At 64.8% G+C, this 24,998-nt stretch carries 23 protein-coding genes and 1 pseudogene; 10 read left to right on the top strand and 14 right to left on the bottom strand.

Annotation, left to right across the window (positions count from 1 at the left end; genetic code table 11):
• Positions 1-3: 3 nt before the first annotated feature.
• Positions 4-1,674 (bottom strand): FAD-binding dehydrogenase, encoded by a 1,671-nt coding sequence (locus CXR00_RS17295; protein ID WP_104056238.1) that lies wholly within the window; start codon positions 1,672-1,674, stop codon positions 4-6.
• 198 nt (positions 1,675-1,872) lie between these two features.
• On the opposite strand from CXR00_RS17295, the gene CXR00_RS18380 reads away from it, so the two are divergent.
• Complete coding sequence (locus CXR00_RS18380) at positions 1,873-2,022, top strand: hypothetical protein (protein ID WP_181032423.1); 150 nt, start codon at positions 1,873-1,875, stop codon at positions 2,020-2,022.
• Positions 2,023-2,106: 84 nt separating this feature from the next.
• Here CXR00_RS18380 and CXR00_RS17290 read toward each other — a convergent pair whose 3' ends face one another.
• Positions 2,107-2,343: a DUF1508 domain-containing protein gene (locus tag CXR00_RS17290; protein ID WP_104056180.1), complete on the bottom strand. Its 237-nt coding sequence runs from the start codon at positions 2,341-2,343 to the stop codon at positions 2,107-2,109.
• 104 nt (positions 2,344-2,447) lie between these two features.
• On the bottom strand, positions 2,448-3,440 hold the full coding sequence (locus tag CXR00_RS17285; RefSeq protein WP_104056179.1) for an asparaginase: 993 nt from the start codon (positions 3,438-3,440) through the stop codon (positions 2,448-2,450).
• A 142-nt stretch (positions 3,441-3,582) separates the two neighbouring features.
• Between CXR00_RS17285 and CXR00_RS17280 the strand changes: the two genes are divergently transcribed.
• From CXR00_RS17280 to CXR00_RS17270, 3 genes are all read left to right on the top strand, one after another.
• Complete coding sequence (locus tag CXR00_RS17280; RefSeq protein ID WP_104056177.1) at positions 3,583-4,023, top strand: very short patch repair endonuclease; 441 nt, start codon at positions 3,583-3,585, stop codon at positions 4,021-4,023.
• 65 nt (positions 4,024-4,088) lie between these two features.
• Positions 4,089-4,778 carry an HAD family hydrolase gene (locus tag CXR00_RS17275; RefSeq protein ID WP_104056175.1) on the top strand — a complete coding sequence of 230 codons (690 nt, stop codon included), beginning with the start codon at positions 4,089-4,091 and terminating at the stop codon, positions 4,776-4,778.
• 71 nt (positions 4,779-4,849) lie between these two features.
• Positions 4,850-5,110: a hypothetical protein gene (locus CXR00_RS17270; RefSeq protein WP_104056174.1), complete on the top strand. Its 261-nt coding sequence runs from the start codon at positions 4,850-4,852 to the stop codon at positions 5,108-5,110.
• Here the strand turns inward: CXR00_RS17270 and CXR00_RS17265 are convergent.
• The 5 genes from CXR00_RS17265 to CXR00_RS17245 form a co-directional block, all read right to left on the bottom strand.
• Positions 5,107-7,461 (bottom strand): Tex family protein, encoded by a 2,355-nt coding sequence (locus tag CXR00_RS17265; protein WP_258060588.1) that lies wholly within the window; start codon positions 7,459-7,461, stop codon positions 5,107-5,109. The two genes, CXR00_RS17270 and CXR00_RS17265, sit on opposite strands and share 4 nt — an antisense overlap.
• A gap of 158 nt (positions 7,462-7,619) precedes the next feature.
• Positions 7,620-7,877: a helix-turn-helix transcriptional regulator gene (locus CXR00_RS17260; protein ID WP_104056170.1), complete on the bottom strand. Its 258-nt coding sequence runs from the start codon at positions 7,875-7,877 to the stop codon at positions 7,620-7,622.
• Entirely contained in the window at positions 7,877-8,374 is a 498-nt protein-coding gene (locus CXR00_RS17255) for a DUF2975 domain-containing protein (RefSeq protein ID WP_104056169.1), read from the bottom strand. The genes CXR00_RS17260 and CXR00_RS17255 overlap by 1 nt, the downstream gene beginning before the upstream one ends.
• A gap of 67 nt (positions 8,375-8,441) precedes the next feature.
• Complete coding sequence (locus CXR00_RS17250) at positions 8,442-10,163, bottom strand: 3-ketosteroid-delta-1-dehydrogenase (protein ID WP_104056167.1); 1,722 nt, start codon at positions 10,161-10,163, stop codon at positions 8,442-8,444.
• Between the two features lie 134 nt (positions 10,164-10,297).
• Entirely contained in the window at positions 10,298-10,594 is a 297-nt protein-coding gene (locus tag CXR00_RS17245) for a DUF503 domain-containing protein (protein WP_104056236.1), read from the bottom strand.
• Positions 10,595-10,687: 93 nt separating this feature from the next.
• Here CXR00_RS17245 and CXR00_RS17240 point away from each other — a divergent pair, with 93 nt between their 5' ends.
• Both CXR00_RS17240 and CXR00_RS17235 read left to right on the top strand, forming a co-directional pair.
• Positions 10,688-11,170, top strand: coding sequence for a DUF2243 domain-containing protein (locus CXR00_RS17240; protein ID WP_104056165.1), 483 nt, complete (start codon positions 10,688-10,690; stop codon positions 11,168-11,170).
• 2 nt (positions 11,171-11,172) lie between these two features.
• Positions 11,173-11,943: a cytochrome c oxidase assembly protein gene (locus CXR00_RS17235; RefSeq protein ID WP_181032611.1), complete on the top strand. Its 771-nt coding sequence runs from the start codon at positions 11,173-11,175 to the stop codon at positions 11,941-11,943.
• Here the strand turns inward: CXR00_RS17235 and mmsB are convergent.
• Together mmsB and CXR00_RS17225 are read right to left on the bottom strand one after the other, a co-directional pair.
• The gene (mmsB, locus tag CXR00_RS17230) at positions 11,940-12,875 is read right to left on the bottom strand and encodes a 3-hydroxyisobutyrate dehydrogenase (RefSeq protein WP_104056161.1); all 936 of its coding nucleotides are present in this window, start codon (positions 12,873-12,875) and stop codon (positions 11,940-11,942) included. The genes CXR00_RS17235 and mmsB overlap by 4 nt on opposite strands.
• A 103-nt stretch (positions 12,876-12,978) precedes the next feature.
• Complete coding sequence (locus CXR00_RS17225) at positions 12,979-14,412, bottom strand: MFS transporter (protein ID WP_104056159.1); 1,434 nt, start codon at positions 14,410-14,412, stop codon at positions 12,979-12,981.
• A 167-nt stretch (positions 14,413-14,579) separates the two neighbouring features.
• Here CXR00_RS17225 and CXR00_RS17220 point away from each other — a divergent pair, with 167 nt between their 5' ends.
• The 3 genes from CXR00_RS17220 to CXR00_RS17210 are packed head-to-tail and all read left to right on the top strand — an operon-like array spanning position 14,580 to position 17,799.
• Complete coding sequence (locus CXR00_RS17220; RefSeq protein ID WP_104056157.1) at positions 14,580-15,818, top strand: type III polyketide synthase; 1,239 nt, start codon at positions 14,580-14,582, stop codon at positions 15,816-15,818.
• Positions 15,815-16,588, top strand: a complete 774-nt coding sequence (locus CXR00_RS17215; RefSeq protein WP_308470506.1) for a class I SAM-dependent methyltransferase — start codon at positions 15,815-15,817, stop codon at positions 16,586-16,588. The genes CXR00_RS17220 and CXR00_RS17215 overlap by 4 nt, the downstream gene beginning before the upstream one ends.
• Complete coding sequence (locus tag CXR00_RS17210; RefSeq protein ID WP_258060574.1) at positions 16,543-17,799, top strand: NAD(P)/FAD-dependent oxidoreductase; 1,257 nt, start codon at positions 16,543-16,545, stop codon at positions 17,797-17,799. The genes CXR00_RS17215 and CXR00_RS17210 overlap by 46 nt, the downstream gene beginning before the upstream one ends.
• A gap of 343 nt (positions 17,800-18,142) precedes the next feature.
• Here the strand turns inward: CXR00_RS17210 and CXR00_RS17205 are convergent.
• The 4 genes and pseudogenes from CXR00_RS17205 to speB form a co-directional block, all read right to left on the bottom strand.
• Positions 18,143-19,633, bottom strand: a pseudogene (locus CXR00_RS17205) (MDR family MFS transporter); the annotation flags it as partial.
• Positions 19,634-19,734: 101 nt separating this feature from the next.
• Positions 19,735-20,232, bottom strand: a complete 498-nt coding sequence (locus CXR00_RS17200; RefSeq protein ID WP_146068532.1) for a MarR family winged helix-turn-helix transcriptional regulator — start codon at positions 20,230-20,232, stop codon at positions 19,735-19,737.
• A gap of 184 nt (positions 20,233-20,416) precedes the next feature.
• Complete coding sequence (locus CXR00_RS17195) at positions 20,417-22,174, bottom strand: thiamine pyrophosphate-binding protein (protein WP_104056151.1); 1,758 nt, start codon at positions 22,172-22,174, stop codon at positions 20,417-20,419.
• The gene (gene speB / locus CXR00_RS17190) at positions 22,175-23,140 is read right to left on the bottom strand and encodes an agmatinase (RefSeq protein WP_104056150.1); all 966 of its coding nucleotides are present in this window, start codon (positions 23,138-23,140) and stop codon (positions 22,175-22,177) included.
• A 162-nt stretch (positions 23,141-23,302) separates the two neighbouring features.
• On the opposite strand from speB, the gene CXR00_RS17185 reads away from it, so the two are divergent.
• Complete coding sequence (locus CXR00_RS17185; protein WP_104056148.1) at positions 23,303-24,994, top strand: FAD-dependent monooxygenase; 1,692 nt, start codon at positions 23,303-23,305, stop codon at positions 24,992-24,994.
• The last annotated feature ends 4 nt before the right edge of the window (positions 24,995-24,998 follow it).

Here is a 24,998-nt window from a genome sequence, read left to right as displayed (position 1 = left end):
TGGCTACCGGCCTGCTGCCCTGCCGGCTGCCCGGCCGCTGAACAGGCAACCGCCGAGAAAGGTTCCTTCCAGGGACCGGTAGCCGTGCATGCCGCCGCCGCCAAAGCCTGCCGCCTCACCGGCGGCAAAGAGGCCGGGGACCGGATTTCCATCCAGCCCCAGCACCCGTGAGTCCAGATCCGTTTCCAGACCGCCGAGGGTTTTGCGGGTCAGCACCGACAGCCGCACCGCAATGAGCGGACCATCCTTAGGATCCAGAATCGGATGCGGGGACGCCGTCCGGATGAGCCGGTCCCCCAGATAGCTCCGGGCACCGCGGATGGCGGTAACCTGGCTGTCCTTGCTGAAGGGATTGGCGATCTCCCGGTCCCGGGCTTCCAGCTCGGCCCGGATTGCCTCGGCGGACAGGACCGGAGCAGCGCCGTTGGTGGAGTCCTTCGCCAGCGCGTTCATTCCCGCCACCAGTTCCTCCACCGAGCCGGCGGTAATGAAGTCCTCGCCGTGGTCCAGGAACTTTTGCACCGGCCCGGGCACCCCGGCGGTGGCACGGCCCAGCACCTCCCGCACGGATTTACCCGTCAGATCCGGATTCTGCTCGGACCCGGACAATGCAAACTCCTTGCGGATGATCGCCTTGTTGAGGATGAACCAGCTGTAGTCCTGGCCGGTGCCGCGCAGATGTTCCAGCGTGCCGAGGGTATCGAAGCCGGGAAACAGGGGCACCGGGAGCCGGTTGCCGGCGGCGTCCAGCCAGAGCGAGGACGGACCGGGCAGAATCCGGATCCCGTGGTTGGCCCACACCGGGTTCCAATTCCGAATGCCCTCCACGTAGTGCCACATCCGGTCCGGATTGATGACCCGGCCCCCGGCCGCGGCACTGGCGGTGATGCCGCGGCCGTCCACGTGTTCAGGCACACCGCTGAGCATCGTTTCAGGCGGGGTTCCCAGACGCTTCGGCCAGGCCGCCCGCACCAAATCATGGTCCCCGCCGATTCCGCCGGTCGTGACGACGACGGCGCCGGCAGTGAACTCGAACTCCGCCAGCGGGACGCGGCTGGTCACAGCGCCGCGAACCGCCGTCGTCGGCTCCAGCACACTGCCGCGCACCCCGGTGACGACGCCGTTGCTTACCGTCAGTTCCTCCATCCGGTGGCGGAAGGCCAGCCGCACCAGCCCGCGGGCGACGCCGTCGCGCACTTTCGCTTCAAAGGGTGCGGTGATGCCCGGGCCGGTGCCCCAGGTGATGTGGAACCGGGGTACCGAGTTGCCCGGCCCGGTGGCCCCGTAACCGCCGCGTTCCGCCCACCCAACCACCGGAAAGACACGGTGCCCCATCTGATGCAGCCACGCACGCTTCTCCCCCGCCGCGAAGTGGACGTAGGACTCAGCCCAACGGCGCGGCCAGTAATCTTCCGGCCGGTCAAAGCCTGCTGTTCCGAGCCAGTCCTGCCACGCCAGTTCCACGGAATCGCGAACCCGCAGCCGCCGCTGTTCGGGCGTATTCACCATGAACAGTCCGCCGAAGGACCACCAGGCCTGCCCGCCCAGGCTCGCTTCGCCTTCCTGTTCCACGAGGATGACGGAGCGGCCGGCCTCAATCAGCTCTGCGGTTGCCGTGAGGCCCGCCAGTCCGGCACCGACAACAATGACGTCTGCCTCTTCAGTTGGCTGCACCCGGTTCACGGTACCGGCAGATCAGGCCTCTGGCTAGGACTGATATCGGCAGGTTTGATAACAGGCCGGAGCGCTCCCGGACGCCGGGACGGCGACTTGGCGGTTGGCCCTTACTGCCCGGAACACCGCTTCCTAGACTGAACATACGGGCGGCTCTTCTCCGGAGCCTGCGCGCACCCAACCTGACTGGAGATAACCATGGCTGAGAAGGAACATCCCGCATCCGGCAATGACCAGGACCGTACCCACAACGAAGCTCCGTCCGAGGGAGACTCGTCAGCCGCTGGACCCAATGAACCGCGTCAGCACAGCCAAGAGGCAGCCGAAGGAGATGATGACAACAAGTAAAAGCGGCTGCAGCCAAAAAGGCCCGGAGTTCCGACAACGGAACTCCGGGCCTTTTGATCAGGACTGCCGATCAGAACCAAAGTGTCAGGATGCTTTGGCTCGGCCGTTCTCGCGGCTGGCGTCGCCGAGCATGTCTGCGTCATGGCTTTGATCTACAACCGGGCCGGTGCCGGCAATCTCGCGCAGGAGCTCGATTCCCGCGACGGCTGCCTGCTTGGTGGGAAACATGGCTGATACCGCCATGAGCGCGCCGTCACCGGAAATGAGTTTGATCCGAAAAGCGCCGTCGTGGGCGTCTACTAGCTTGAAGTAGCCCGACATCTCTTACCTCCTTGTAAGGGGCATATCTGTGCCACTAATAATAAGCCAACTTATGAACTCTGGAACCACCTGCCGGTCATACGCGCAAGGCCGCAACCCTTTCGTTATCCTGACTGCCCGCCCTGCCTGCCGGGAGCAGCAGTCAGAACACGGTGAATCTGCTCGGGGGTTGCCGGCTGGGACGTCAGCAGTGCCGCAAGGATGCGAGCCTGCGGAGGCTTGAGGTCGCCTGAGGGAATCGCTCCGGCCCGCACCAGGTCCACTCCGCCGCCGTCACCGTACGTCGGGATGACGGGACCGTAGGGAACCCGTGAGCTCAGAACCACAAAGCATCCCCCGCGTACTGCGTCCTGGACCGCTTCCACAAACCCGGGACCGGCGTTCCCCGTCCCGGTACCGGCCAAAACGACAGCGGCCGCGCCGGCGTGGACCGCATGGGAAAACAGATCCGTGTCCGCGCCAAGCGCACAGTCCACGATGGTGACGCGGGTACGGTCGAATTCCTCACTGGGCATGCGCAGCGGAGAAGGCCGGAGCGGTCTGGCAGTGACATGCAGGCTGTCCCCGATGAAATGTGCCACCTCGGTGCCTCCGGCATACGGGTCCGCTGCCGTAGTACTGGCAAGAAAGAGTCCCCGGGCTGAACGGATCTTTCCTGCGAACGAAACCAGCACGCCCGTGCCGCGCAGTTCCGGGGAAGCTGCGGCTTCCACGGCCTGCTCCAGATTGTCCGGACCGTCAGGAGCAGTGCTGTCGGCAGGACGGCTGGCACCGGTAAACACCACCGGCTTGGGTGAGCTGTGCACCAGATCCAGCAGGAACGCCGTCTCTTCCATGGTGTCGGTCCCATGTGTGATGACAACGCCGTCCACGGTGGAGTCCATCACGGCGTTGCGTGCCGCTTGGGCAATGAGCCGCAGATCGGAGAACTGCAGCTGGTAACTTCCGCTGACCATCACGTTCCGCACGGAAACGGTGTGACGGCGGGACAGCGTCTGAATCAGGTCCTCCGCATGGTCCTTGGCGATCAAACCGCCCGGACCTGTGCTCCGCGACGCGATCGTGCCGCCCGTACCAAGAATTCGAATCGAAGCCATAGGCCAACCCTTCGCGTGATCTCATCTACCAGCCAACGTAGGCCGACCCGGCAGGCGGTGGCTAGGGCACTGCGCCGTACCTGCTGCCGGACGCCGGATTCCGGGAGGATGCTGCAGCCGGGCGGCTGCCTAGACTTGAACCATGGCCGATACCGTCACTGTTGAGCAGCGCAGCGCGAACATGTCCCGGATCCGAAGCAAGAACACCAAACCCGAGCTTTTGGTTCGACGCCTTCTCCACGCTGCCGGTTACCGCTTCCGCCTGCACGGCGCAGCAGGAGGGAAGCTGCTGCCGGGTAAACCCGATTTGGTGTTCGCCGCCCGGCGCAAGGTCATCTTTGTTAACGGCTGTTTCTGGCATCTGCACAGTTGTGCGGCCGGCCGGCATGCACCGCAGAGCAACAGCGAGTTCTGGGCCGAAAAGCGGCGCAGAACGGCGATGCGTGACGCAGCAGCACTGGAGTCCCTCGCGGCGGCAGGATGGGAGTCGCTGACCGTGTGGGAATGTGAGTTGAAGGACCGCAGTGCCCTGGAGGAGCAACTCGTCACATTTCTCGGCCCGCGCGGCACGGCTGGTCGCTAGACTCAAAACCTCACCGCCCCGAACAATCCCCAGTTCATCCCCATCCCCCCGAAGGCAGGACAGACATGGCCCACAACAGCACCGCCAAGCGCGGCGTTCTTTTCGACGTCGACGGAACCCTGGTTGATTCGAACTATCTGCACACCGTTGCCTGGTGGCAGGCCTTCCGGCGGATGGACCTGGACGTTCCGATGTCCGCCGTGCACCGGGCGATCGGCATGGGCGGCGACAAACTGGTGGAGCATCTCCTGGGCGAGGAGCGGGATAAAGATCAAGACGAAAAGTTGGACGCGACCCACGGAGCAATTTTCTCCACCTGGTGGCCGGCGCTCCGCTCCTTCGACGGCGCCCGGGAGCTGCTGCTGGCCTGTGCGGACAAGGACTTGACCATTGTGCTGGCCTCATCAGCATCAGGACCGGAACTGGAAGTCCTGCGCACCGTCATCGACGCCGATTCCGCGATTACCGCGGCCACTTCCTCCGCCGACGCCGAGGAATCCAAGCCCTCCCCCGACATCCTGCAGTCAGCCTTGGACAGCTCGTCCCTGACCGCTGAAGACACGATCTTCGTCGGTGACTCGGTGTGGGACGTCAAAGCTGCGGCAGAGCTGAAGATCCCGACGATTGGGCTGCTCTGCGGCGGCACCAGTGAAGCGGAACTGCGCGACGCCGGCGCCACCGAGATCTGGGAGAACCCGCGCGAGCTGCTGGAAAACCTGGAGCGCTCGCTGCTCGGGAAGCTGGCGGCGCGCTGACTGCCGCCTGACGGCTCTCCCTCCCCGCTCCCCGCAAACACGGCCGAACTACCGCTCGAAAGGATGTCCGCATGACCACCGAACCCACCGGCCCTGCCAATACCGAGGACGATCCCCTGGGTCCGAGCGCCCCTGCGCCCGAGCCCTCGGGCGACCCGCGCCGCCCCGGGCAGGCGGAGCACCCCGCCGATAATATCCGTCAGGAACAGGGCACCTCGCCCGGCGGTACGGTTCCCGCCGGCCATTCCGGCAAGGCTCCGGAGGATCCTGACGCCGACCGCGGCATTGCGCCGGAGGAAGCCCTGGCCGACCCGGAGTCCTCTGACGGTTAAGCCAGCCCGGCCCGGCGCAGCGCGTCAGCCATCGGACCCTGGGCCGGCGCCGGAACCGCCGGGCGGCGATTGCTGCCCCGGGCGGGAGCTCCTGCCTTCCCGGTGCGCTGCGGCGAGGATCCCTTGCCGCCGTCGCCGGCTCCCGACTCGGCGCGGGTCTTCATGACGTGCTCCCGCGGAGCCTTGGGCCCGCGGGTAGCGGCAGCGGCGTCGTCATCCAGGCGGAGCGTCAACGAAATGCGTTTACGCTCCGGATCAGCCTCCAGCACCTTGACCTTGACCACCTGTCCCGACTTCACGACGTCGTGGGGATCTGAGATGAAGGTGGAGGACATGGCGGAAATATGCACCAGTCCGTCCTGATGAACTCCCACGTCCACGAAGGCGCCGAACGCGGCCACATTGGTCACCACACCGTCCAGCACCATGCCCGGACGAAGGTCGGAAATCGTCTCCACGCCGTCGGAGAAGGTAGCCGTACGGAACTCCGGACGCGGATCACGGCCGGGTTTGCGAAGCTCGGCAACAATATCCAGGATCGTGGGCAGCCCGACTGTTTCATCCACGAACGCTGACGGGGTCAGGTTCTCCAGTGACGCTCCCGCCGGACCCATCGTGGTCCCGGCGGCAGCAAGGATCCGCCGGGCAAGGCCGTAGGACTCCGGATGCACGCTGGAGGCATCCAGCGGTTCAGTCCCGGCGGTGACCCGCAGAAAGCCGGCACACTGCTCAAAGGCCTTCGCTCCCAGCCGCGGCACCTTCTTCAGGTCTGCGCGGCGGGCGAAAGGACCGTTCTCATTCCGGTAAGCAACAATGTTTTCGCTGAGCAGCGGTCCGACGCCGGCCACCCGGGTCAGCAGCGCCGGTGAGGCCGTATTCACGTCAACACCCACCGCGGTGACGCAGTCCTCGATCACGGCGTCCAGGGAGCGTTCCAGCTTGGCGGCACTGACATCGTGCTGGTACTGGCCGACACCGATGGACTTTGGATCGATTTTCACCAGTTCAGCCAGCGGATCCTGGAGCCGGCGGGCAATCGACACGGCACCGCGCAGGGAAACATCCATCCCGGGCAACTCTGCGGACGCAAGGGCGGAGGCAGAGTAGACGGAGGCTCCGGCTTCCGACACCACAAGCTTCTGCAGGCCGGAACCTGGCAGCAACCGGATGAGTTCGGTGGCCAGCTTGTCAGTTTCACGCGATGCTGTGCCGTTGCCGATGGCGATCAGCTCAACCCCGTGCTTCTTCACCAGCCCGGCCAGCCGGGACAGCGCCTCATCCCATTTGCGCGCCGGGGCATGCGGATAAATGGTGTCGGTGGCCACCGGTTGTCCCGTGCCGTCCACCACGGCAACCTTCACACCGGTGCGCAGTCCCGGGTCCAATCCGAGCGTGGCACGGTTTCCGGCCGGCGCTGCCAGCAGGACATCACGCAGGTTCGCTGCGAACACCCGCACCGCTTCGGTTTCCGCAGCGGCGAACAGGCGGACACGCAGGTCGGCGGACAGTTTGGCGAGGATGCGCCGCCACGCCAGCTGCACGGTCTGCTGCAGCCAGGCGTCGGCAGGGCGTCCGCGGTCCGACACACCCAGGTGAGCGGCAACCGCCCGTTCGTATTTTTGCCGGGCGGCGGCCAGAGCAGCGGTGTCGGCCGGGTCGGCTTCCGCCAGTTCCAATTCCAGGATGCCTTCTTTTTCTCCCCGGAACAGTGCCAGGACCCGGTGGGAAGGCATGCCGGAAGGGGAGCCGGTAAACGCGAAGTAATCAGCGAACTTCTGGCCCTGCGCTTCCTTGCCCTTCTTGACCTGTGAACGCATCCGCCCCTGCTTCCACAGCCGTTCACGCTGATCCGTAAGCAGGTCGGCGTCCTGGCCCGCCCGTTCAATCAGGATGGCCCGCGCTCCCGCGAGCGCTTCCCCGGGGTCAGGCACGGCATCGTTCACAAAATCGGCGGCTGCACGTTCCGGGCTCAGCATCGGGTTGGCCAGCAGCGCTTCGGCGAGCGGTTCCAGTCCGGCTTCGCGGGCAATCTGTGCCTTGGTGCGGCGTTTTGTTTTGTACGGCAGGTAGATGTCCTCGAGCCGGGACTTTGTGTCAGCAGCGTCTATGGCTGCTCGAAGCTCCTGGGTCAGTTTGCCCTGGCCGTCAATGGCTTCCCGGACGGACTGCCGCCGGTCCTCCAGCTCCCGAAGGTACCGCAGTCGCTCGTCGAGTTCGCGCAGTTGGGCGTCGTCCAGGCTTCCGGTGGCCTCTTTGCGGTACCGGGCAACAAACGGAACGGTGGCTCCGCTGTCCAGGAGGTCGACGGCGGCCCGCACCTGCCAGGGCGCTACCCTCAGTTCCGCAGCGATCTGCGCGCATACTCGGTCGGTAGTCCGGTCGGCTGCCGTGCCGGACCGGCGGCCGGAGCGCTCCGGCCGCGACGGGGTCGGAGTTGCTGGTTTCTTGGGCTGTACCGGGGGAAGACTCACCCGCCCAATTGTTCCCTACCTGCTGCGGGATTGGTCAACTATTCTCGTGTCAGGGGCCGTTGAACGGCCAAGTCAGCCGCCGAATGTTCTTCTTCGGGTTCCCATCGGAGCAAGTCGCCGGGCTGGCAATCAAGCACTTCACACAGCGCGGCGAGCGTGGTGAAGCGCACTGCTTTTGCCCGGCCGTTCTTGAGGACGGCGAGGTTGGCGGGAGTGATGCCGATGCGTTCGGCCAGGACTCCCACCGGCATTTTCCGTTTGGCCAGCATGACATCAATGTCCACGATGATGGGCATCAAATCACCTCGCCGAGTTCGCTGCGCAGCGCAGTTGCCTCAACATCGGTGGCGACGGCCCGGGCCAGCAGCATCCGCAGCACCAGGACGATCAGCGCAACCCCGGCGACGGCCACGCCCGTTCCTCCTATGAGCAGGACGACACCGGGGGCAACGCCTTCTCCCGGAGCGAGGACCGCTCCCAGACCGAACATCAGCAGGGCACCCGCGCCTACGGCACCGATCACGACATCGACGTAGCGGAAGGCCGCCGGAGAAAACACCGTTCCCCTCCGCACCATCGTCAGCAGGCACCAGACGCAGACCAGCGTGATCTGCACGCAGATAAGGCCCAGGACGATGAGAACGACGACGGGGACCCGGACGGCGTCTGCGCCCGGGCCCGCTTCCGTCAGGTCCGCTGCCAGCAGGGGCACCATAACTGTCTGTACAAACACGGTGCCGGCAAGGACCACAGCCAGCACAACGCGCAACGCCAGAATGGTCAGCTTGCCCATGGCGCTTCCCTTCCTCGACTGTTTCTCAAGACAAATCTATCGATAGTCGAGAGAAGCAGCAAGGGGTTCAGGCCGCTGCTGGTTCAGTGCCCGCGCCCCGCCGTTCCGCGGCATCGCGGGCTACAATATAGCCGTAGACCAGGCCCTGGCCGATGGTGGCCCCGGCGCCCGGATAGCTCTTGCCGAAGACATTCGCTGCAGTGTTTCCGATGGCATACAGGCCATCCATGGCTGTGCCGTCTTCGGCCAGAACGCGGCCCCGCGCATCCGCCGTGAGCCCGCCGCAGGTGCCCAGGTCACTCAGGACAATTTTGACGGCGTAGTACACGTTTCCGGAAAGGGGGCGCAGGTTGGGGTTGGGCCGCACCGTTGGATCGCCGTAATACCGGTCGTAGGCGCTGGAGCCCCGGTGGAAGTCCTCATCGACGCCGGCACCGGCCAGTTCATTGAAGCGGGAAGCCGTTGCCGCGAAGGTCTCCTCCGGCACTCCAATTTCCCGGGCCAGTTCCGCCAGACTGTCCGCCTTAGCGGCAATTCCTTCCTTGTACCACTTCTCCGGCAGTGCCATCCGGGGAAAGAGGCTTCCGGCCAGGATGTAGCTGTTCCGGTACTCCTGGTCGAACACCATCCACATGGTGCCCACCGGGTTTCCCTGCTGTTCACGCTCCAGGACACGCTGCCCAAACGACATGTAGTCCTGGGCTTCGTTGACGAACCGGTTTCCGCTGCCGTCCACAATGAAGGACCCGGGGAGGGACCGCTCGGCCAGCATGACCGACGGCGACCGTCCCGGCAGGGGCGCAACGGCCGGGAACCACCAGGACTGGTCCATCAGCGCAGTGCCGGCACCAATCTCTGCGGCGGCTTTAATGGCATCTCCGGTGTTGCCCTCGCTGCCGAAACTCCAGGCTTCCAGTGATTCGGACTGGTGCTTGTGGCGCATGGCCATGTCATGGTCAAACCCGCCTGCAGCCAGGACCACACCCTGCCGCGCAGTGACCGTGACCTCTCGTCCGTCCTGCTGCAGCACGGCTCCCGTCACCCTGCCGTCTGCGGTGATGAGCCGCACCAGGGACGTGTCCGTCCAGACGGGAATGCCGGCACCGAGCACCCCGGCGTACAAACCGGCCGCGAGGGCCTGGCCGCCGGCAACGTAGTCGCGCTTGAGCGCGCGGCCTCCGACTCCCTGCACCACACGCGTTACCGCGGTCATCAGGCCCTTGACGGGCACCTTGGAAATCAGGTTGAGCCAGCGGTAGTCCTTGCCCGTGATGGCCATCGGCAAGGACGACTCCATGGTCCCGCCCCGGAGCCGGCCTCGCTCCTCGCCGAGGGTATTGACATCAAACGGCCTGCATTCGCAGCTGCGCCCCGCCGCTGAGCCTCCCGGTTCCTCCGGGTGGTAATCCGAATACTCCTTGTCCCACAGGAATTTCATGGGCGTGGTCCGCTGCAGCATTTCCACGGTGGCGACTCCGTTGTCCAGGAAGGCCTGCCAGCGCTCCCGGGACGAGGTTCCGCCTACAACGGCGTCCACGTAGGCTGCGGCCCGCTCCGGTGTGTCCTTTGCGCCGGCGGCGTTGAGCACCGGGTTGTTGGGAATCCAAAACGCGCCGCCGGACCGTGCCGTTGACCCGCCCACGGTGGCTGTCTTTTCCACGATCAGCACTGACGAACCCTGCTCGGCTGCCGCCAGGCCCGCAGCCATTCCGGTTCCTGAGCCGATGATGAGCAGATCCACCGTGGTGTCCTGTGCCGTGAACTTCCGTGCTGGTACCGGTAGTGCCATGTGCCGTCTCCCCGAGATTCTGTGGATGGTTTTCACGAACGCACCGCGACTATTCGCAGCATGCTGTTTGTGCACCCTAACCCGGAGATGAACTGAAACCCAGTTTCAACTCTGGTGCCGTGTCGCGCGGCCGGTTACCAGTCCTCGGAATGGAACACCCGGCGTCGTGCACTGAGCAGTTCCACTTCCGGACGGGCCGCCACCAGCCGTTCAACGGCGTCGAGCACCTCAGTAAGATGGGCAGCGTCCGCGGCCACCAGGCCAATGCCGAGTTCGGCCCGCCGATGCAGATCCAGCTGGCCCGTTTCGGCAGCGGACACCTCATACTTGCGCCGCACCTCAGCCAGAATCGGCCGAATCACGGAGCGTTTGCCCTTGAGCGAGTGAACATCACCCAGCAGCAGGTCGAATTCGATCATTCCCATCCACATGACACCCATGGTGGTTCAGCCCGGCCCGGGACGCCAGTGAGGGCGGACGCCCAACTGTCCATCCCTCTGCCAGCCGGTGATATCTTCGCTTAGATGAGCACCCCCACCAGAGCTCCTGTCCAACCCCGCCGCCGCAATGTCTTGTCCGGAGTGTTGGTCGGCATCGGCATTGCCGCCTTCGTGGACGAGGTGGTGTTCCACCAGCTGCTGCAGTGGCACCACTTTTACGATAAGTCCACCACCGCCGTCGGGCTCTTCTCGGATGGCCTGTTCCATGCCTTCGGCTGGTTTGCCGTGGTGGCCGGGTTGTTCCTGTTCGCCGATCTTCGCCGCCGGGCCATCCTGCTTCCCTCCCGGTGGGCGGGAGCCGTCCTGGTGGGGACGGGAACGTTCCAGCTGTATGACGGCACCGTCCAGCACAAGCTTATGGAGCTGCACCAAATCCGTTACAACGTCCCGCTGCTGCCCTATGACCTGCTCTGGAACCTGAGCGCGGCAGTGATGATCCTCGCCGGAGCGGTCCTGCTGTACCGGAGCCGGCACGCAGAACCCGTCGGCAGCCGCGCCGGAGCGTAACGGTGCATGAGCACCAGCCCGGCAGCTTCGGGGTCGAACTACTCTTTCTGGTTCCGGCCGCCGCCGCTGTCACCGCTTACTGGGCCGGCGCCCTTTCCTCCCGCTCCAGGCCGTGGCCGTTGTACCGCGCCGTGCTGTTTACCGCGGGTGCCGCAGCTGTCCTGGCCACCGTCCTGGATCCGCTGGCAACCCGCAGCCACGCAAGCTTCGTTGTCCTGGGCATTACCCATCTGCTGGCCGGAATGCTGGGACCTGCGCTGCTGGTGCTCTCCCGTCCGGTCTCGCTCGCGCTGCGCAGCCTGGATGTTGTGCCTGCACGGCGGCTGTCCCGCGTGCTCCGCAGCCGTCCGCTGCGCTTCCTGACCTTCCCCGTGACGGCAGCGGTCCTGAACGGCGGAGGCATGGTGCTCATGTTCCGGACCGGCCTCTTCACTGCCATGCAGGAATCGGCTCCAATTCATTGGCTGGTCACCTTCCACCTGGCTGCGGCGGGGTATCTGTACACGGCATCATTGGTGAGCCGGGATCCGATGCCGCACCGCGCCGGTTTTCGGCTGCGCGCAGCTGTGCTGATCCTCTCAGCGGCTGCCCACAACATCCTGGCGAAGACGCTGTACGCCGATCCCCCGCCGGGAGTTACACCGGCGGACGGCCAGGCAGGAGCCCTCATCCTCTACTACGGCGGAGGAATGGTGGAAATTGGGATCATTTTCCTGCTGTGCCGGCAATGGTATTTGTCCACCCGGCCGCAGCAGCGTCCCGCCATCGTCTAGCTCCGGCCGGCGGAAGAGACCTGCGCCCCTGCGTCCCCCTCGGCCAGGCTGCCGTCCACCAGCGACACGATCATGGAACAGTCCTTTCCGGCGTGCCCGGCGTCCACCAGACGCTGGAAGAGCTGCTGGACGTGCTCGCCGATCTCCAACGGAGTGCCGGTGTCCCGGGCGGCGGCGATCGCCAGGTTGATGTCCTTGTTGGCCAGCTCGGCTGTGAAGGTGGGGGCGAAGTCATTGTTGGAGGCGGCCGACGCCACCACGCCCGGCATGGGGTACCAGGTGCGCAGGGCCCAGCTGTCGCCCGAGGACACGGAGGCGATGTCCCAGAACACCTGCTTGTCCAAGCCGAGCCGATCGGCGAGGACCGCTCCCTCGGACGTTGCCGCCAGATTGATGAACAGCATCAGGTTGTTGCAGATCTTCGCAGCCTGGCCGGTGGTGGCTCCGCCGGTGGGAATGACATTTCCCGCCATGGGCTCGATGAAGGCAGCGGCTTCCTGCACCGGGCCCGGTTCACCGCCCACCATGAACGTCAGCGTTCCGGCTTCGGCACCGCTGATGCCGCCCGAGACCGGTGCGTCGACAAAGCGGAAGCCGGCGGCAGCGGCGGCGTCGTGCAGTGCCTGAGCGGATTCAACGTCAATGGTGGAAGAATCAACCAGCAGGGTGCCGGTATCAGCATGGGCCAGCACCCCGTCCTCCCCCAGATAAACGGAACGGGAGTGCTCTCCTTTGGGCAGCATGGTGAAGACGACGTCGGCGCCGGCCACCGCATCGGCGATGCTGTCCACCGTCTCCACCCCGCGCTCTCCTGCTGCGGCCACTGCTGCAGGGTTCAGGTCATAGCCGCGGACGGTGTGCCCCGCCGCCACCAAGTTGGCCGACATGTAGCCGCCCATGTTTCCCAGTCCAATCCATCCCACTGCAGCCATGGTTGTAAGCTCCTTTGCTTATCAGGCACCTGCGGGCTGCAGGTGCGGATTCAGAATGTCATCCGGATCCAGTGCGTTCAAGACCACGGATCACATGGCACGGTTACTTGCGGCGCCCGTTCTTGGCGTCTTTGGTTTTGGACGCCGCCAGCAGATCCGCTGTTCCCTGAGCATCGGCGGCATCAACGTCCTGCAGGGACAAGCCATTGGTCTCCCGCAGCATCAGCACGGAGAAGGCCGTGACGGCGCAGGCGCACAGCAGATAGACGGCCACCGGCGTGGAAGAGTCGTATCGCTCCAGCAGCGACGTGGCGATGATCGGGGCCAACGAACCCGCAACGATCGACGTCACCTGATAGCCCAGTGAAACACCGGAATAGCGCATGCGGGTCGGGAACATCTCGGCCATGATGGCCGGCTGCCCCGCGTACATCAGCGCGTGGAACAGCAGACCGATGGTGACGGCCGCCAGGATCACCAGGTCATCCGCCGTATCCATCATCGGGAACGCGAAGAATCCCCAGGTGGCACCCAGCAGGGCACCGGCGAGGTAGACCGGCCGCCTGCCGAACCGGTCCGACATCCGCCCGACCATTGGTACGGCACAGAAATGGACGAAGTGCGCCACGAGCAGCAGGAGGAGAATCCGTGACGTGTCCACTTCCACGACCAGCCGCAGATAGGTGATGGAGAACGTCACCACCAGGTAATAGAGGATGTTCTCTGCGAAGCGCAGTCCCATGGCGGTGAAAACACCGCGCGGGTAGCGCTTGAAGACCTCAACCACGCCGTATCCCTTGGCCTCCTCCTCAACTTCCTTCTGCGCTTCCAGGAAGATGGGGGCGTCACTGACTTTGGTCCGGATGTAGTAGCCCACCAGCACGATGACCGCCGAAAGCCAGAAGGCCACACGCCAGCCCCAGCCCAGGAACGCGTCCTCGGAGAGTGTGGCGGACAGTGTGAACAGCACTCCGGTGGCGAGCAGGTTACCCATGGGCACCGCGGACTGGGGCCAGCTGGACCAGAATCCGCGTGATTTGTTGGGGCTGTGTTCCGCCACCAGAAGGACGGCGCCGCCCCATTCACCGCCGACCGCGAAGCCCTGGATAAAGCGCAGGATCACCAGCATGGCCGGCGCCCAGTAGCCTATTTGGTCAAAGCCGGGCAGACAGCCCATCAGGAAGGTCGAGGTGCCCACCAGAATAATGCTCAGCTGCAGCAGCTTCTTGCGCCCGAATTTATCCCCGAAGTGCCCAAAGACAATACCGCCGATTGGGCGGGCAACGAAGCCGACGGCGTAGGTCACGAACGCGGCGATGATGCCGTCGAGTTCCGTTTCAGCATTAGGGAAAAAGAGTCTTGCGAAAACGAGTGTCGAGGCGGCCGCATAAAGGAAGAACTCGTACCACTCCACCACGGTGCCGGCCATGGACGCTGCAACAACCTTCTTCAATCCCTCCGGCGCGGGCTCTTTGCCGGCATTCTTGGGGGAACTGCCCTGCCCGGCCTCATCCTGCCGGGGAATTTCAGTGCTCATGGGGTGCTCCTGACGATGTCTCCGTTGACATTTCCCACCGTGCCCGATGGCAGGCGGCCGATGATGCATTGAGTATGGCCGCATATCGCCCCACACTCAATCCCCGCCAAAGGCCAGCTGCGGACCCCGGCATTGTGTCCTGCGCAACATTCCCCTAAGAATGGACTATGACGGTTACCCTAAGATCACTGGAAATTGCTGTCCCGCCCACCGTGCTGGTACAAACCGAAGCACGTGATGTCTTCGCCGCCCAACCCGGCCTTACCAGGCTGGGACAAAGGCTGGTGACCACCTGTTTCAACTCTGCCGCCATCGATACCCGACGCACTGCCCTGGCTGAGCTTTCGCTGTCCTACCGGACTGAAAATCCCAAATTCTTTGATGCCGAATCCGGCAATATGCTCAGTCCCAGCACCAAAACCCGGAACGATATTTTCGCGGCCGAGGCCACCAAACTTTTCATTGAATCCGCCCGCAAGGCCGTCGACGCCTGCGAGGGAATCGCCCCGGAAGACATCACCCATGTCATTACGGTTTCCTGCACCGGATTTTTCAATCCCGGACCTGATTACAAAGTAGTCCGGGCGCTTGGCCTGAACCCGTCAGTGCAGCGCTTCCATCTTGGCTTCATGGGCTGTTACGCCGCTTTTCCTGCGATGCGGGCAGCAAAGTCATTCTGTGACGCGGATCCAGACGCCGTGGTGCTGGTGGTCAGCGCGGAGCTGTGCTCTTTGCATGTGCGCACCTCCAATGATCCGGACACCATCATGGGATCCTCCCTTTTTGCCGACGGGGCAGCCGCAGCCGTCATTACGGCCCGGGACCTGCCGGGCAATGCTCCGGGTATTCAGCTGGACCATTTCGAAACCATCCTCACCCCGGTGGGCGAGGAATCCATGGCCTGGAACATCGGCGACGAGGGCTTTGAAATGGTTTTGGGAACCTATGTCCCGCACATCATTGACGACCACATTGTGGGCGCACTCGAACCGTTGCTGGCCCACGACCCGGGCCTTGCCGGGCAGGCCTACCGTGATATTGAACATTGGGCCATCCATCCGGGCGGCCGCAGCATCCTGGACAAGGTGGAGGCCAAACTCGACCTCACCGAAGAGCAGCTGGTTCCGGCCCGCGAAACACTGCGGAACTGGGGCAACATGTCCAGTGCAACGGTGATGTTTGTGCTCAAGCACATCATGGACCAGCCCTTCCGCGGCGGAAATGAGCGCATCTGCTCCATGGCCTTCGGCCCCGGGCTGACTGTGGAAACCGGTCTGTTCACCCGGGTTGGCGGTCCGGTAACGCCTGGCGCGACGGAAGGTGCGGCTGAAGGAACTGTGGCCGAAGGAACCGCTGCGGAACAGGACCCGGCAAACCCGGCCGTTCCCGCTCCGGCAGGCGTGTGAGGACCGAAATCTCCACGGGTGCCCTGGCGCAGGGACCGTTGGTCCGGCGGCTCACCCCGCCGCACCTGCGGTCCCTCACCGAGCGGAACACGGATGCCGTGGAAGAAATGGACCGCTCCGACTGCGATCCGGCGAAACTGCGGCGGACCTACGAACAGTTTTGGTTGATCAACACCGTGGTCTCCGGCTGGCGGCGCAACTATGTCACCTACCTCCGTCCCTCCTTCGACGCAGACCGGGTGAACACACTGCTGGATATTGGCTCCGGGGGCGGCGATGTCCCCCGGATGCTGGCACGCTGGGCCCGCCGCGACGGCCTGCAGCTGGAGATCACAGGAATCGACCCGGATGAGCGGGCACATGCTTTTGCGTCGTCGCAGACGCCCATACCCGGCCTGGCTTTCCGGCAGGCATTCAGTTCCGAGCTGGTCGAAGAAGGCAGGACGTACGACGTCGTCATCTCCAACCATGTCCTGCATCACCTCACCGATGAGCAGTTCCGGTCCCTGCTGGCAGACTCGGAGCAGCTGGGCAGCAGGCTCAGCCTGCACAGCGACATTGAACGCAGCCGCTGGGGTTACGCCCTTTTCTCCGCCGGCACCCTGCCGTTCTTCCCGGGCAGCTTTATCCGCCGGGACGGACTGACCTCCATCCGCCGCAGCTACACAGCAGACGAACTGGCTGCCGCCGCTCCGCCCGGATGGAACTGCGTGCAGCACCGGCCGTGGCAAAACCTGCTGATGCATTCTCCGCCCGGGACGAAACCGTGACGGCGCAGGCGCAGCGTCCCGCCGCCGTCGCCGTTCCCCGGACGAAAACTGATGTGGCTGTGGTGGGCGGCGGACCCGTTGGCGTTTTCCTGGCGGTGCTGCTGGCCCAGGCCGGTGTCAGCGTGCAGGTTTTGGAACAGCGGCGCGAACGTTGGGCGCATTCGCGGGCCATCGGTATCCATCCCCCGTCGCTCGAGGCCCTGGCCGGTGCCGGAGTTGCCGAGATGGTCACCGGTGAAGGCGTGCAGATCCGGCGCGGCGAAGCCCGCAGCAGCGGACGGTATGTGGCTGCCCTGGATTTCGCGGCCGCGTCCGAGCGGTTCCCCTACGTTCTGACTTTGCCGCAGCTGCGCACCGAAGCCCTTTTGGAAGCGCGGCTGAAGGAGCTGGATCCTGGCGCCCTGGTGCGCGGAGTAAGAATCACGGAACTGCACGACGACGGCGGCCGGGTCCGAATCGGCGGCGTCAGGACCGGTGCTTCCGACCGATCCGAAGAGTCAGGCGAATCAGGGGACATTGGAATGTCCGCACAGATTGTCGTGGCGGCTGACGGCGCGCGGTCCGGCGTTCGGCAATTGTTGGGAACCCCCTGCCGGACCCGCGCACTGCGGGACACCTACCTGATGGGCGACTTCATTGACAGCACGGGAGACGGAAGCACCGCCGTGCTGTATCTGGAGTCCGGCGGCATCGTGGAGTCCTTCCCCCTTCCGGGCGGAATCCGCCGCTGGGTGGCCCATACCGATCAGCTGCTGGCCACGGCTACCGCGGCGGACTTGGCCGCCATGGTCGGAGAGCGCACCGGCGTCAGCCCGGATCCGGCTTCCAACACCATGCTCAGTGCCTTTGCGGTGCGCACCGGGCTGGTCCGGGATCTGGTCCGCGGGCGCACGGTTCTTATTGGCGATGCGGCCCACGAGGTCAGTCCGATTGGCGGCCAGGGCATGAACCTCGGCTGGTTGGATGCGGCGGCGCTCGCTCCCATCATCACCGCCTCGCTGGACGGGCACGATGTCGGAGCATCTTTGGCGGTCTACGAGAGGCAGCGACTCCGGGCTGCCCGGGTAGCTTCAGCGCAGGCTCAGCTGAACATGGCTCTCGGCCGTCCGCTGGCCCCTGCACTGCTAGCCGCCCGGAACGCCGGCCTGGCCCGGGTTCTGCGCTCCCCCGCGGCAGGCAACCTGGTGGCCCGCCGGTTCACGATGCAGTAACCCGGAAGTCCCTGGCGCCTGCGCTTAGCAGAAAGGCACCGGCCCGGCCCCTGAACGGGGTCGGGCCGGTGCTTATTTATATAGGTGCTTATTTAGATAGGGCCTGTTTCGATAGGGCCTCTTTAGATAGGTGCCGTATATAAAGGCGCCCTGCAGCCGGATTGGATCAGTGTGTTCCGGTCCCGCCCCGGGAGGCTCCAGCTGTTGAGCGTGGGCGCGTTGCCGCGTCGCCGTCGGGCGCTGTGCCGGTGTCGGATGCTGTGCCGGTGCCAGCTGCCGCGCTGAGGGTTTCCGAGCTTCCGGTCAGATCGGGATTAGCCTGCGGCTTGGGCGCGGGAGTGATGTCCAGCGTGCGTCGCAGCACCTGCTCCTTGATCAGGAGCACTGCGATCAGAGCCACCACTGAAATCACGGCGGCAATCTGGAAAATCGTGGCCGTGGCGTCACCGTAAGCGGCGCGGAAAATACCCTGAATGGCCGGCGGCATGCCGCCGATGTCGAGCGAGTCGCCGGCACCGCCGTCGGACACGGGAATGTTGGCGGCACGCAGGCCGTCAGCAGCCCGGCTGCTCACGGAGCTGGACATCACGGCGCCCAGAACGGAGACGCCCACAGCGCCGCCGACGGTGCGGAAGAACGCGATCGATGCGCTGGCCGAACCCACCTCGGAGACCCGGACCGTGTTCTGCACAGCCAGAACCAGGTTCTGCATCAGCAGCCCCATGCCCAGGCCGAGGACAAAAATGTACAGGCTAACGAGAAGCATGTCGGTTTCGTGATCCATGGTTCCGGCCAGGCCCGCACCGGCGATGACCATGATCGTGCCGGCAATCAGGAACCGCTTCCACTTGCCAAAGCGGCTGATCAGCTGACCGGATCCCACGGAACCGGCCAGGTTGCCCGCAATCATTGGCAGCATCAGCAGCCCGGCTTCCGTGGGGCTGAACCCGCGGGCGATCTGGAAGTACTGGCCCAGGAAGGTGGTGGAACCAAACATCGCGATACCCACGGCCACAGAGGCAACAATGGACAGCGCCGTGGTGCGCTTGCGGATGATCTTCAGCGGGATGATGGGCTCGCGGACCTTGGATTCCACCAGGACCAGCAGGGCCAGGAGCACGACGGCGCCGCCAACCATGGCTGCGGTCTGCCAGGACATCCATTCGTAGTAGCCGGCCTTTCCGGCGAACGACACCCAGATCAGCAGCAGCGAAACTCCGGCGGTCAGCAGGATCGACCCGAGCCAGTCAATGCTGACCTTGCGGCGGGTGTGCGGCAGGCGAAGCGTGACCTGAAGCAGGAACAGTGCCACTACGGCCAGCGGCACGCAGAGGAAGAAGGTCCACCGCCAGCCCAGCGGGCTGTCCACGATAAACCCGCCCAGCAAGGGACCGCCGGCAGTGGCCACAGCCATCACCGCGCCCATATAGCCGGAGTACCGGCCGCGTTCGCGCGGCGGAATGATGGAGCCGATGACGGCCTGCGTCAGGGCGGTCAGGCCGCCCATGCCCAGGCCCTGGACCACACGGGCAGAGAGCAGGACGGTCATGTTGTCCGCCAGCCCCGCAATGACCGAGCCAATCACGAAGACAATGATGCTTAGCTGGACCAGCAGCTTCTTGCTGAACAGGTCCGCCAGCTTGCCCCAGATAGGGGTGGAGACGGCGTTGGCCAGCAGCGCCGCTGTGACCACCCAGGCGAAGTCCGTCTGGGTTCCGTGCAGATCGGCCATGATGGTCGGCAGCGCGTTGGCCACGATAGTGGTGCTCAGCATGGCGGTGAACAGTGCGGCCAGCAGGCCGGTCAGGGCCTGCAGGATCTGCCGGTGGCTCATCTCGCCCGGAACGTGGTCCTGGCGTGCAGGCTTGCCGTTCCTGCGGACTTTGGCCGGCGCGGACTTGGTACTTTCTGCGGTAGTGGTTCTTTGCGACTCTGTCACTTAGTTTTTTCTCCTGCCGGGATGGGCGGTTGGATGGTACCCGGCTTCATTGCGCGGATGGCTGTTTGCAGGCTCTCCGTGAGCTTGGTCAGGGATTCACTGGCAGAGAGGGCTTCTTCATCGGTCCAGTGCTCGAGCATGTCCTGAAGCAGTGCTGCCCGGCGGTGCATCTCGTCTGAGACCGCTTGGGTTCCAGCCGGAGTCAGGCTGATGAGGTAGGCCCGGCCGTCATCAGGGTGCGGACGGCGGCAGACGTACCCCATGGTGACAAGTTCGGAGAGATGCCGGCTGAGCCCGGCGGTTCCGATGCCGAGCTTTTCTGCCAGCTCGGTGGCACGGATCTCTCCGTGGTCGCCAATTATTCGCATGACGCCCTGCAGGGCAGTGCCCGGGCTCCGGGGATCGGCGCCTTTCTGCGCGACGCAGCGGAGTTGGCGCTGGAGCCGGAATATGAGCGTGATTAATTCTTCAGCTGATCGCTGGTTTACTGCCACGGAACACCTGTCTGGAACATTGTTGTTTGCCTCAGGCAACGATACGACTATTGATTGCCTGAGTCAACGAACTAAATGAACCGGGTCAACTGCGGCCGTGAACCACGCAGAATGATCTCCGAGCAGGCGAAGCAGGGTTGCCCTTCAACCACAGGTGAAGGGCAACCCGTTCGACGTCAGTCCGTCAGTCCGCCAGATGAGTCGGAGCGAAAAGTCCGATGGTCGCTTCAACCACCACCACGTTGGGCCCCTCGCCGGCAAACGCTTCTTCCAGTGCCGCCTGTACGCCGTCGGGCGCCGTTCTCCGCGCCGGAACACCGAAGGACTCAGCCAGCTTCACAAAGTCAGGACCGGCAAGTTCGGTGGCGGTGGCCTTGCCGAACGCCTCAACCATGTATTCGCGTAGGATGCCGTAGCCGCCGTCGTCGACAATCAGCCAGGTGACGGGCAGGTTGTGCTGCCGGGCAGTGGCGAGTTCTGCGATGGAATACATGGCCGATCCGTCGCCGGAGACTGCCAGGACCCGCTCCCCCAGTCCGACGGCGCCGCCGATGGCTCCGGGATACCCGTAACCCAGGCCGCCGGCACCCTGGGCGGAATGGAACTGACCGGATTTGGCGTCCCAGCAGCTCCACGCCCAGTACGCGGCGATGGTCATGTCCCAATAGGTCTGTATGGAGGCGGGAACGGCTGCCCGGATGTCAGCCATGAACTTCCGTTCCATGTCCAGGTCCTGGCTGTCCAGACGGTCAGCCACCTGTGCCAATGTCCGGGCTACCAGCTGCTCCGGGGTCTGTCCGTTCCAGTCCGGCTCCTTCCGCGGAGAATCGGCGAGCACGGAACCGAGCGCCTCATCCAGTGCCGCGAGGGCCTGCCCGGCATCGGCGCGGATGCCGAGGGCCGGCCGGTTGGATTCCAGCACCCGGGGCTCGGCATCGATCTGGATAATCCGGCCGCGCGGCTGCAGCGTGAAGTAGTTGGACGTGACCTCGCCCAGCGACGAGCCGACGACGACCAGGACATCGGCGTCTTCGAGGACATCGGTGGTGTGGCGGTCCTCGATCCAGGATTGGAGCGACAGCTCATGGTTCCAGGGGAACGCTCCGTTGCCGCCGGGGGTGCAGATCACCGGCGCGCGCAGTTTCTCCGCCAGCGCCAGCAGATCAGCTTCCGCTTTGCCGCGGCGGGTTCCGCCACCGGCAATAATCGCCGGACGTTCCGCAGCGGCAAGCCACCGCACCGCTTCCTTCACCAGCTCGGTCCGCGGCGGATTATCAAAGGGCTCTGCCAGCGCATCTTCGACTGCGGGGACCATCACGGGGTTCAGCAGGACGTTCTGGGGTATCTCGAGCCATACCGGCCCCATGGGCGAGGAGATGGCTTCCGTCCACGCATCCTGGATGGCCGAGGGAATGCCCGAAGCGTGCTGGATGAGGCGCTGGCTCTTGGTGACATTGGCAGCCGAAGCCTTCTGGTCATCAAGCTGATGGAGCATGCCGCGGCGCCGGGCACCCAGTCCCTCGATGGGAATCTGGCTGGCCACCACCACCATGGGCACGCCGGTGGCATAGGCCTCCTGCAGCCCGGCGAGCGCTGTCAGGGCTCCGGGACCGGTGGACAGGAAGACAACTCCCACCTGGCCGGTGGCACGCGAGAACCCGTCGGCGGCAAAAGCGGAGTTGTTCTCCACCCGCGAGGACACAAAGCGGAGGCTGGAACGGGACAGGGCGTCGAACAGGCCCAGCGCATGCTGTCCGGGGATACCGAAGACGGTGGTGGCACCGAGCGCGGCAAGGGTTTCCACCACCAGGTCTCCGCCGTTGCGCACAGGCGGGGCGCCGCCGTGCAGCACGGCTTCTTCGGACAGCAAAGTGTTCGGGATTTCCTCATCGCGAACGTGGCGCGTTGTGCCGGGCGCTCCGCTCTGGCCCTTCCCGCTCATTTACGAAAGTCCCATGAGGGTGATCAGGTCATAGGCCACATGGGAGGCGGCCACCGCGGTGATGTCGGCGTGGTCATACGCCGGAGCAACCTCAACGACGTCGGCGCCCACCAGGTTCATGCCGCGCAGGCCCCGCAGGATTTCCAGCAGCTCGCGGCTGGTCATGCCACCGGCTTCAGGGGTGCCGGTTCCGGGGGCGTGGGCAGGGTCCAGGACGTCAATGTCCACCGAGATGTACAGAGGACGGTTTCCGATCCGGTCCCGCAGCTTGGCAACCACTTCATCCACGCCCTGACGGAAAACATCGGAGGACGTCACGATGCCGAAACCAAAGCGGCGGTCATCCTCCAGGTCCCGCTTGCCGTACAGCGGTCCGCGGGTACCCACGTGTGAAATAGCTTCGGTATCGAGGATTCCCTCCTCCACCGCCCTGCGGAACGGAGTACCGTGCGTGTATTCAGCACCAAAGTAACTGTCCCAGGTATCCAGGTGGGCATCGAAGTGCAGCAGCGCCACGGGCTGGCCTGCACGCTCGGTGGCTGCACGCAGCAGCGGAAGGGCAATCGTATGGTCTCCGCCCAGGGTGAGGAGCTTGGACCCGCCCGCGGTCAGATCCAGCGCGTTTGCCTGGATTGACTCGATTGCTTCATTGATGTTGAACGGGTTGACTGCCATGTCACCTGCGTCCGCCACCTGCAGGTTCTCGAACGGCGAGGCATCCTGCGCCGGGTTGTACGGACGCAGGAGCCTGGAAGCCTCACGGACATGGTTGGCCCCGAAGCGGGCGCCCGGACGGAAAGAGACACCGGTGTCAAAAGGCACTCCCACCACGGCAACATCAGCGTGCTGCACCTGGTCCAGCCTGGGCAGGCGGGCATAGGTGGCAGGTCCGGCATAACGCGGCACCAGCGCCGCATCAACAGGTCCGAGGTTGCCGTTGGCGGTAATGCGCGGCGGGTTCTGCATGCTGTTTCTCCAAATCCGGGCCGGCCGGAATCCGGCCTGCCCTTGGCTACGCACCCGGCACACCGACTTCCGGCGGTCTGGAATGCGTTGCCTGTTAGGCATCAAGTGTTTCCCATGAGGCTAAAGTGGAACGTGGGCCGCCGTCAAGACTAGGCTGTTCCTATGGCGGCTCAACAGCACAGTGCGGACAGTACCTACGACGTCGATGTCCTGATCGTGGGCGCCGGCCCAACGGGGCTGGCCCTGGCGGCCCAATTGGAGAGCTTCGGGACGAGTTTCCGCATCATTGACCGCAGCCTCACACGCTCAGAGCAGTCGCGTGCGCTGGCGCTGCAGCCGCGGACCCTGGAAGCCCTTCGGCCTTTCGGGATCAGCTCAGCACTAACGGCAGCGGGCCATTCCGCGCGCGGACTCCTCCTCCACCTGCCCGATCAGACCGTCCCCGTTGACCTGTCCGACGCAGGCATTGAGGATTCCGAATTCCAGCACCTGCTGTTCCTCTCCCAGGCGGAAACCGAACACGCCCTGGCCGCGCACCTGTCCGGCCGCGGAATCCGGGTGGAACGCGGGGTTGAACTGCAGGATTTGGAATTCCTGGACACGGAAGATCCGTTCGCCGGAGTGGAAGCCAAGATCCAGCGCATGGACCGGGGCATCGAACGCATCCGGGCCCGCTACATTGTTGGTGCGGACGGCGCGCACAGCACGGTTCGCTCCAAGGCAGGCATGGACTGGCGCGGCAGCGGCTATCCCGGCACCTATGTGCTGGCCGACCTCGAAGTTGACGGTGCGGAACCGGGCCACATGCACGCCTACCTCAATGAGGACGGCTTTATGTTCCTGTTCCCGCTGGGCCGCCCCGCAACGTGGCGTCTGATCGCCATGAAGGAGGACGGCGACCCGGCGCAGGCAACGCTGGAGTCCCTGCAGAAGACTGCGGACAAGTTCTCCGGCGGGGCACTGACCCTGCGGGATCCCCAGTGGATCAGCGATTTCAAACTCTCCCACCGGATGGCCGAATATTTCCAGAACGGATCCGTCTTCCTGGCCGGGGATGCCGCCCACCTCCACTCCCCCGTTGCCGCACAGGGCATGAACGCCGGCATTCAGGACGCCTTGAATCTTGGCTGGAAACTGTCGCTGGGCGCACGCGGTCTTGCTTCCGAAGAGCTGGTGGACAGCTATGACGCGGAGCGGCGTCCCGCGGACAAAGACATACTGCAGTTCACCGACCGCATCTTCCGCCTGGCCTCGTCCAAGAACGGCCTCCTGAAGCTGCCCCGCACCAAACTCCTGCCGACCCTTGCCCCCAAGGCTTCCGGGTCTAAAGCGCTGCGTTCACGGTTGTTCCGTACGGCTTCCCAGCTGGATACCCAGTACCGCGGCAGCGACATGGTGGACACCGGAGACAGCCGCCTTCCGGCATTCCTGACCGCCGGACCAAAGGCCGGAGACCGGTTGCCGGACGCGGTGGTCCTGGAACACGGACGCGAGCGGCGCCTGCATGAAATCCTCGCAACGCCGGGCTTCCACATCCTCCTGTGCGGTCCGGGGTGGCCGGCGGACACCCAGCTGCGAATCCATGACGCCCTTGGGCGACTCTCCCCGTGGCTCAGCGTCCAGCGCCTGAATGTGGGCAGCCGGCTGGCAGCGGCGGATCCCTCGGAAATCCAGGACGTGAGCGGACTGGCCTTTGAACGCCTCGGACTCAGCGTCCGGCGTCCGGAAATCCTGGTGGTGCGTCCGGACGGACACATCGGATTCCGTTCCCAGGGGACAGACGTCACCGGCGCAGTCCAGTACCTGGACCGGCTGACAACTCCGGCCGCGGGCAATCTGGCCGCCGCAGTCTAGTCTG

Source organism: Arthrobacter sp. 9E16 (genome assembly GCF_002929435.1).
In the GTDB taxonomy this organism is placed as follows: domain Bacteria; phylum Actinomycetota; class Actinomycetes; order Actinomycetales; family Micrococcaceae; genus Arthrobacter_B; species Arthrobacter_B sunyaminii.
This window is presented reverse-complemented; position numbering and strand designations above follow the sequence as displayed.

What these genes read in the sequence shown, in the direction of transcription:
- mmsB (WP_104056161.1), bottom strand. Translation starts at nt 12,875, where the DNA reads ATGGCTGCAGTGGGATGGATTGGACTGGGAAACATGGGCGGCTACATG.
- CXR00_RS17260 (WP_104056170.1), bottom strand. Translation starts at nt 7,877, where the DNA reads ATGCCCATCATCGTGGACATTGATGTCATGCTGGCCAAACGGAAAATG.
- CXR00_RS17285 (WP_104056179.1), bottom strand. Translation starts at nt 3,440, where the DNA reads ATGGCTTCGATTCGAATTCTTGGTACGGGCGGCACGATCGCGTCGCGG.
- CXR00_RS18380 (WP_181032423.1), top strand. Translation starts at nt 1,873, where the DNA reads ATGGCTGAGAAGGAACATCCCGCATCCGGCAATGACCAGGACCGTACC.
- CXR00_RS17240 (WP_104056165.1), top strand. Translation starts at nt 10,688, where the DNA reads ATGAGCACCCCCACCAGAGCTCCTGTCCAACCCCGCCGCCGCAATGTC.
- CXR00_RS17270 (WP_104056174.1), top strand. Translation starts at nt 4,850, where the DNA reads ATGACCACCGAACCCACCGGCCCTGCCAATACCGAGGACGATCCCCTG.
- CXR00_RS17280 (WP_104056177.1), top strand. Translation starts at nt 3,583, where the DNA reads ATGGCCGATACCGTCACTGTTGAGCAGCGCAGCGCGAACATGTCCCGG.
- CXR00_RS17250 (WP_104056167.1), bottom strand. Translation starts at nt 10,163, where the DNA reads ATGGCACTACCGGTACCAGCACGGAAGTTCACGGCACAGGACACCACG.
- CXR00_RS17195 (WP_104056151.1), bottom strand. Translation starts at nt 22,174, where the DNA reads ATGAGCGGGAAGGGCCAGAGCGGAGCGCCCGGCACAACGCGCCACGTT.
- speB (WP_104056150.1), bottom strand. Translation starts at nt 23,140, where the DNA reads ATGCAGAACCCGCCGCGCATTACCGCCAACGGCAACCTCGGACCTGTT.
- CXR00_RS17185 (WP_104056148.1), top strand. Translation starts at nt 23,303, where the DNA reads ATGGCGGCTCAACAGCACAGTGCGGACAGTACCTACGACGTCGATGTC.
- CXR00_RS17220 (WP_104056157.1), top strand. Translation starts at nt 14,580, where the DNA reads ATGACGGTTACCCTAAGATCACTGGAAATTGCTGTCCCGCCCACCGTG.
- CXR00_RS17255 (WP_104056169.1), bottom strand. Translation starts at nt 8,374, where the DNA reads ATGGGCAAGCTGACCATTCTGGCGTTGCGCGTTGTGCTGGCTGTGGTC.
- CXR00_RS17275 (WP_104056175.1), top strand. Translation starts at nt 4,089, where the DNA reads ATGGCCCACAACAGCACCGCCAAGCGCGGCGTTCTTTTCGACGTCGAC.
- CXR00_RS17245 (WP_104056236.1), bottom strand. Translation starts at nt 10,594, where the DNA reads ATGTGGATGGGAATGATCGAATTCGACCTGCTGCTGGGTGATGTTCAC.
- CXR00_RS17290 (WP_104056180.1), bottom strand. Translation starts at nt 2,343, where the DNA reads ATGTCGGGCTACTTCAAGCTAGTAGACGCCCACGACGGCGCTTTTCGG.
- CXR00_RS17225 (WP_104056159.1), bottom strand. Translation starts at nt 14,412, where the DNA reads ATGAGCACTGAAATTCCCCGGCAGGATGAGGCCGGGCAGGGCAGTTCC.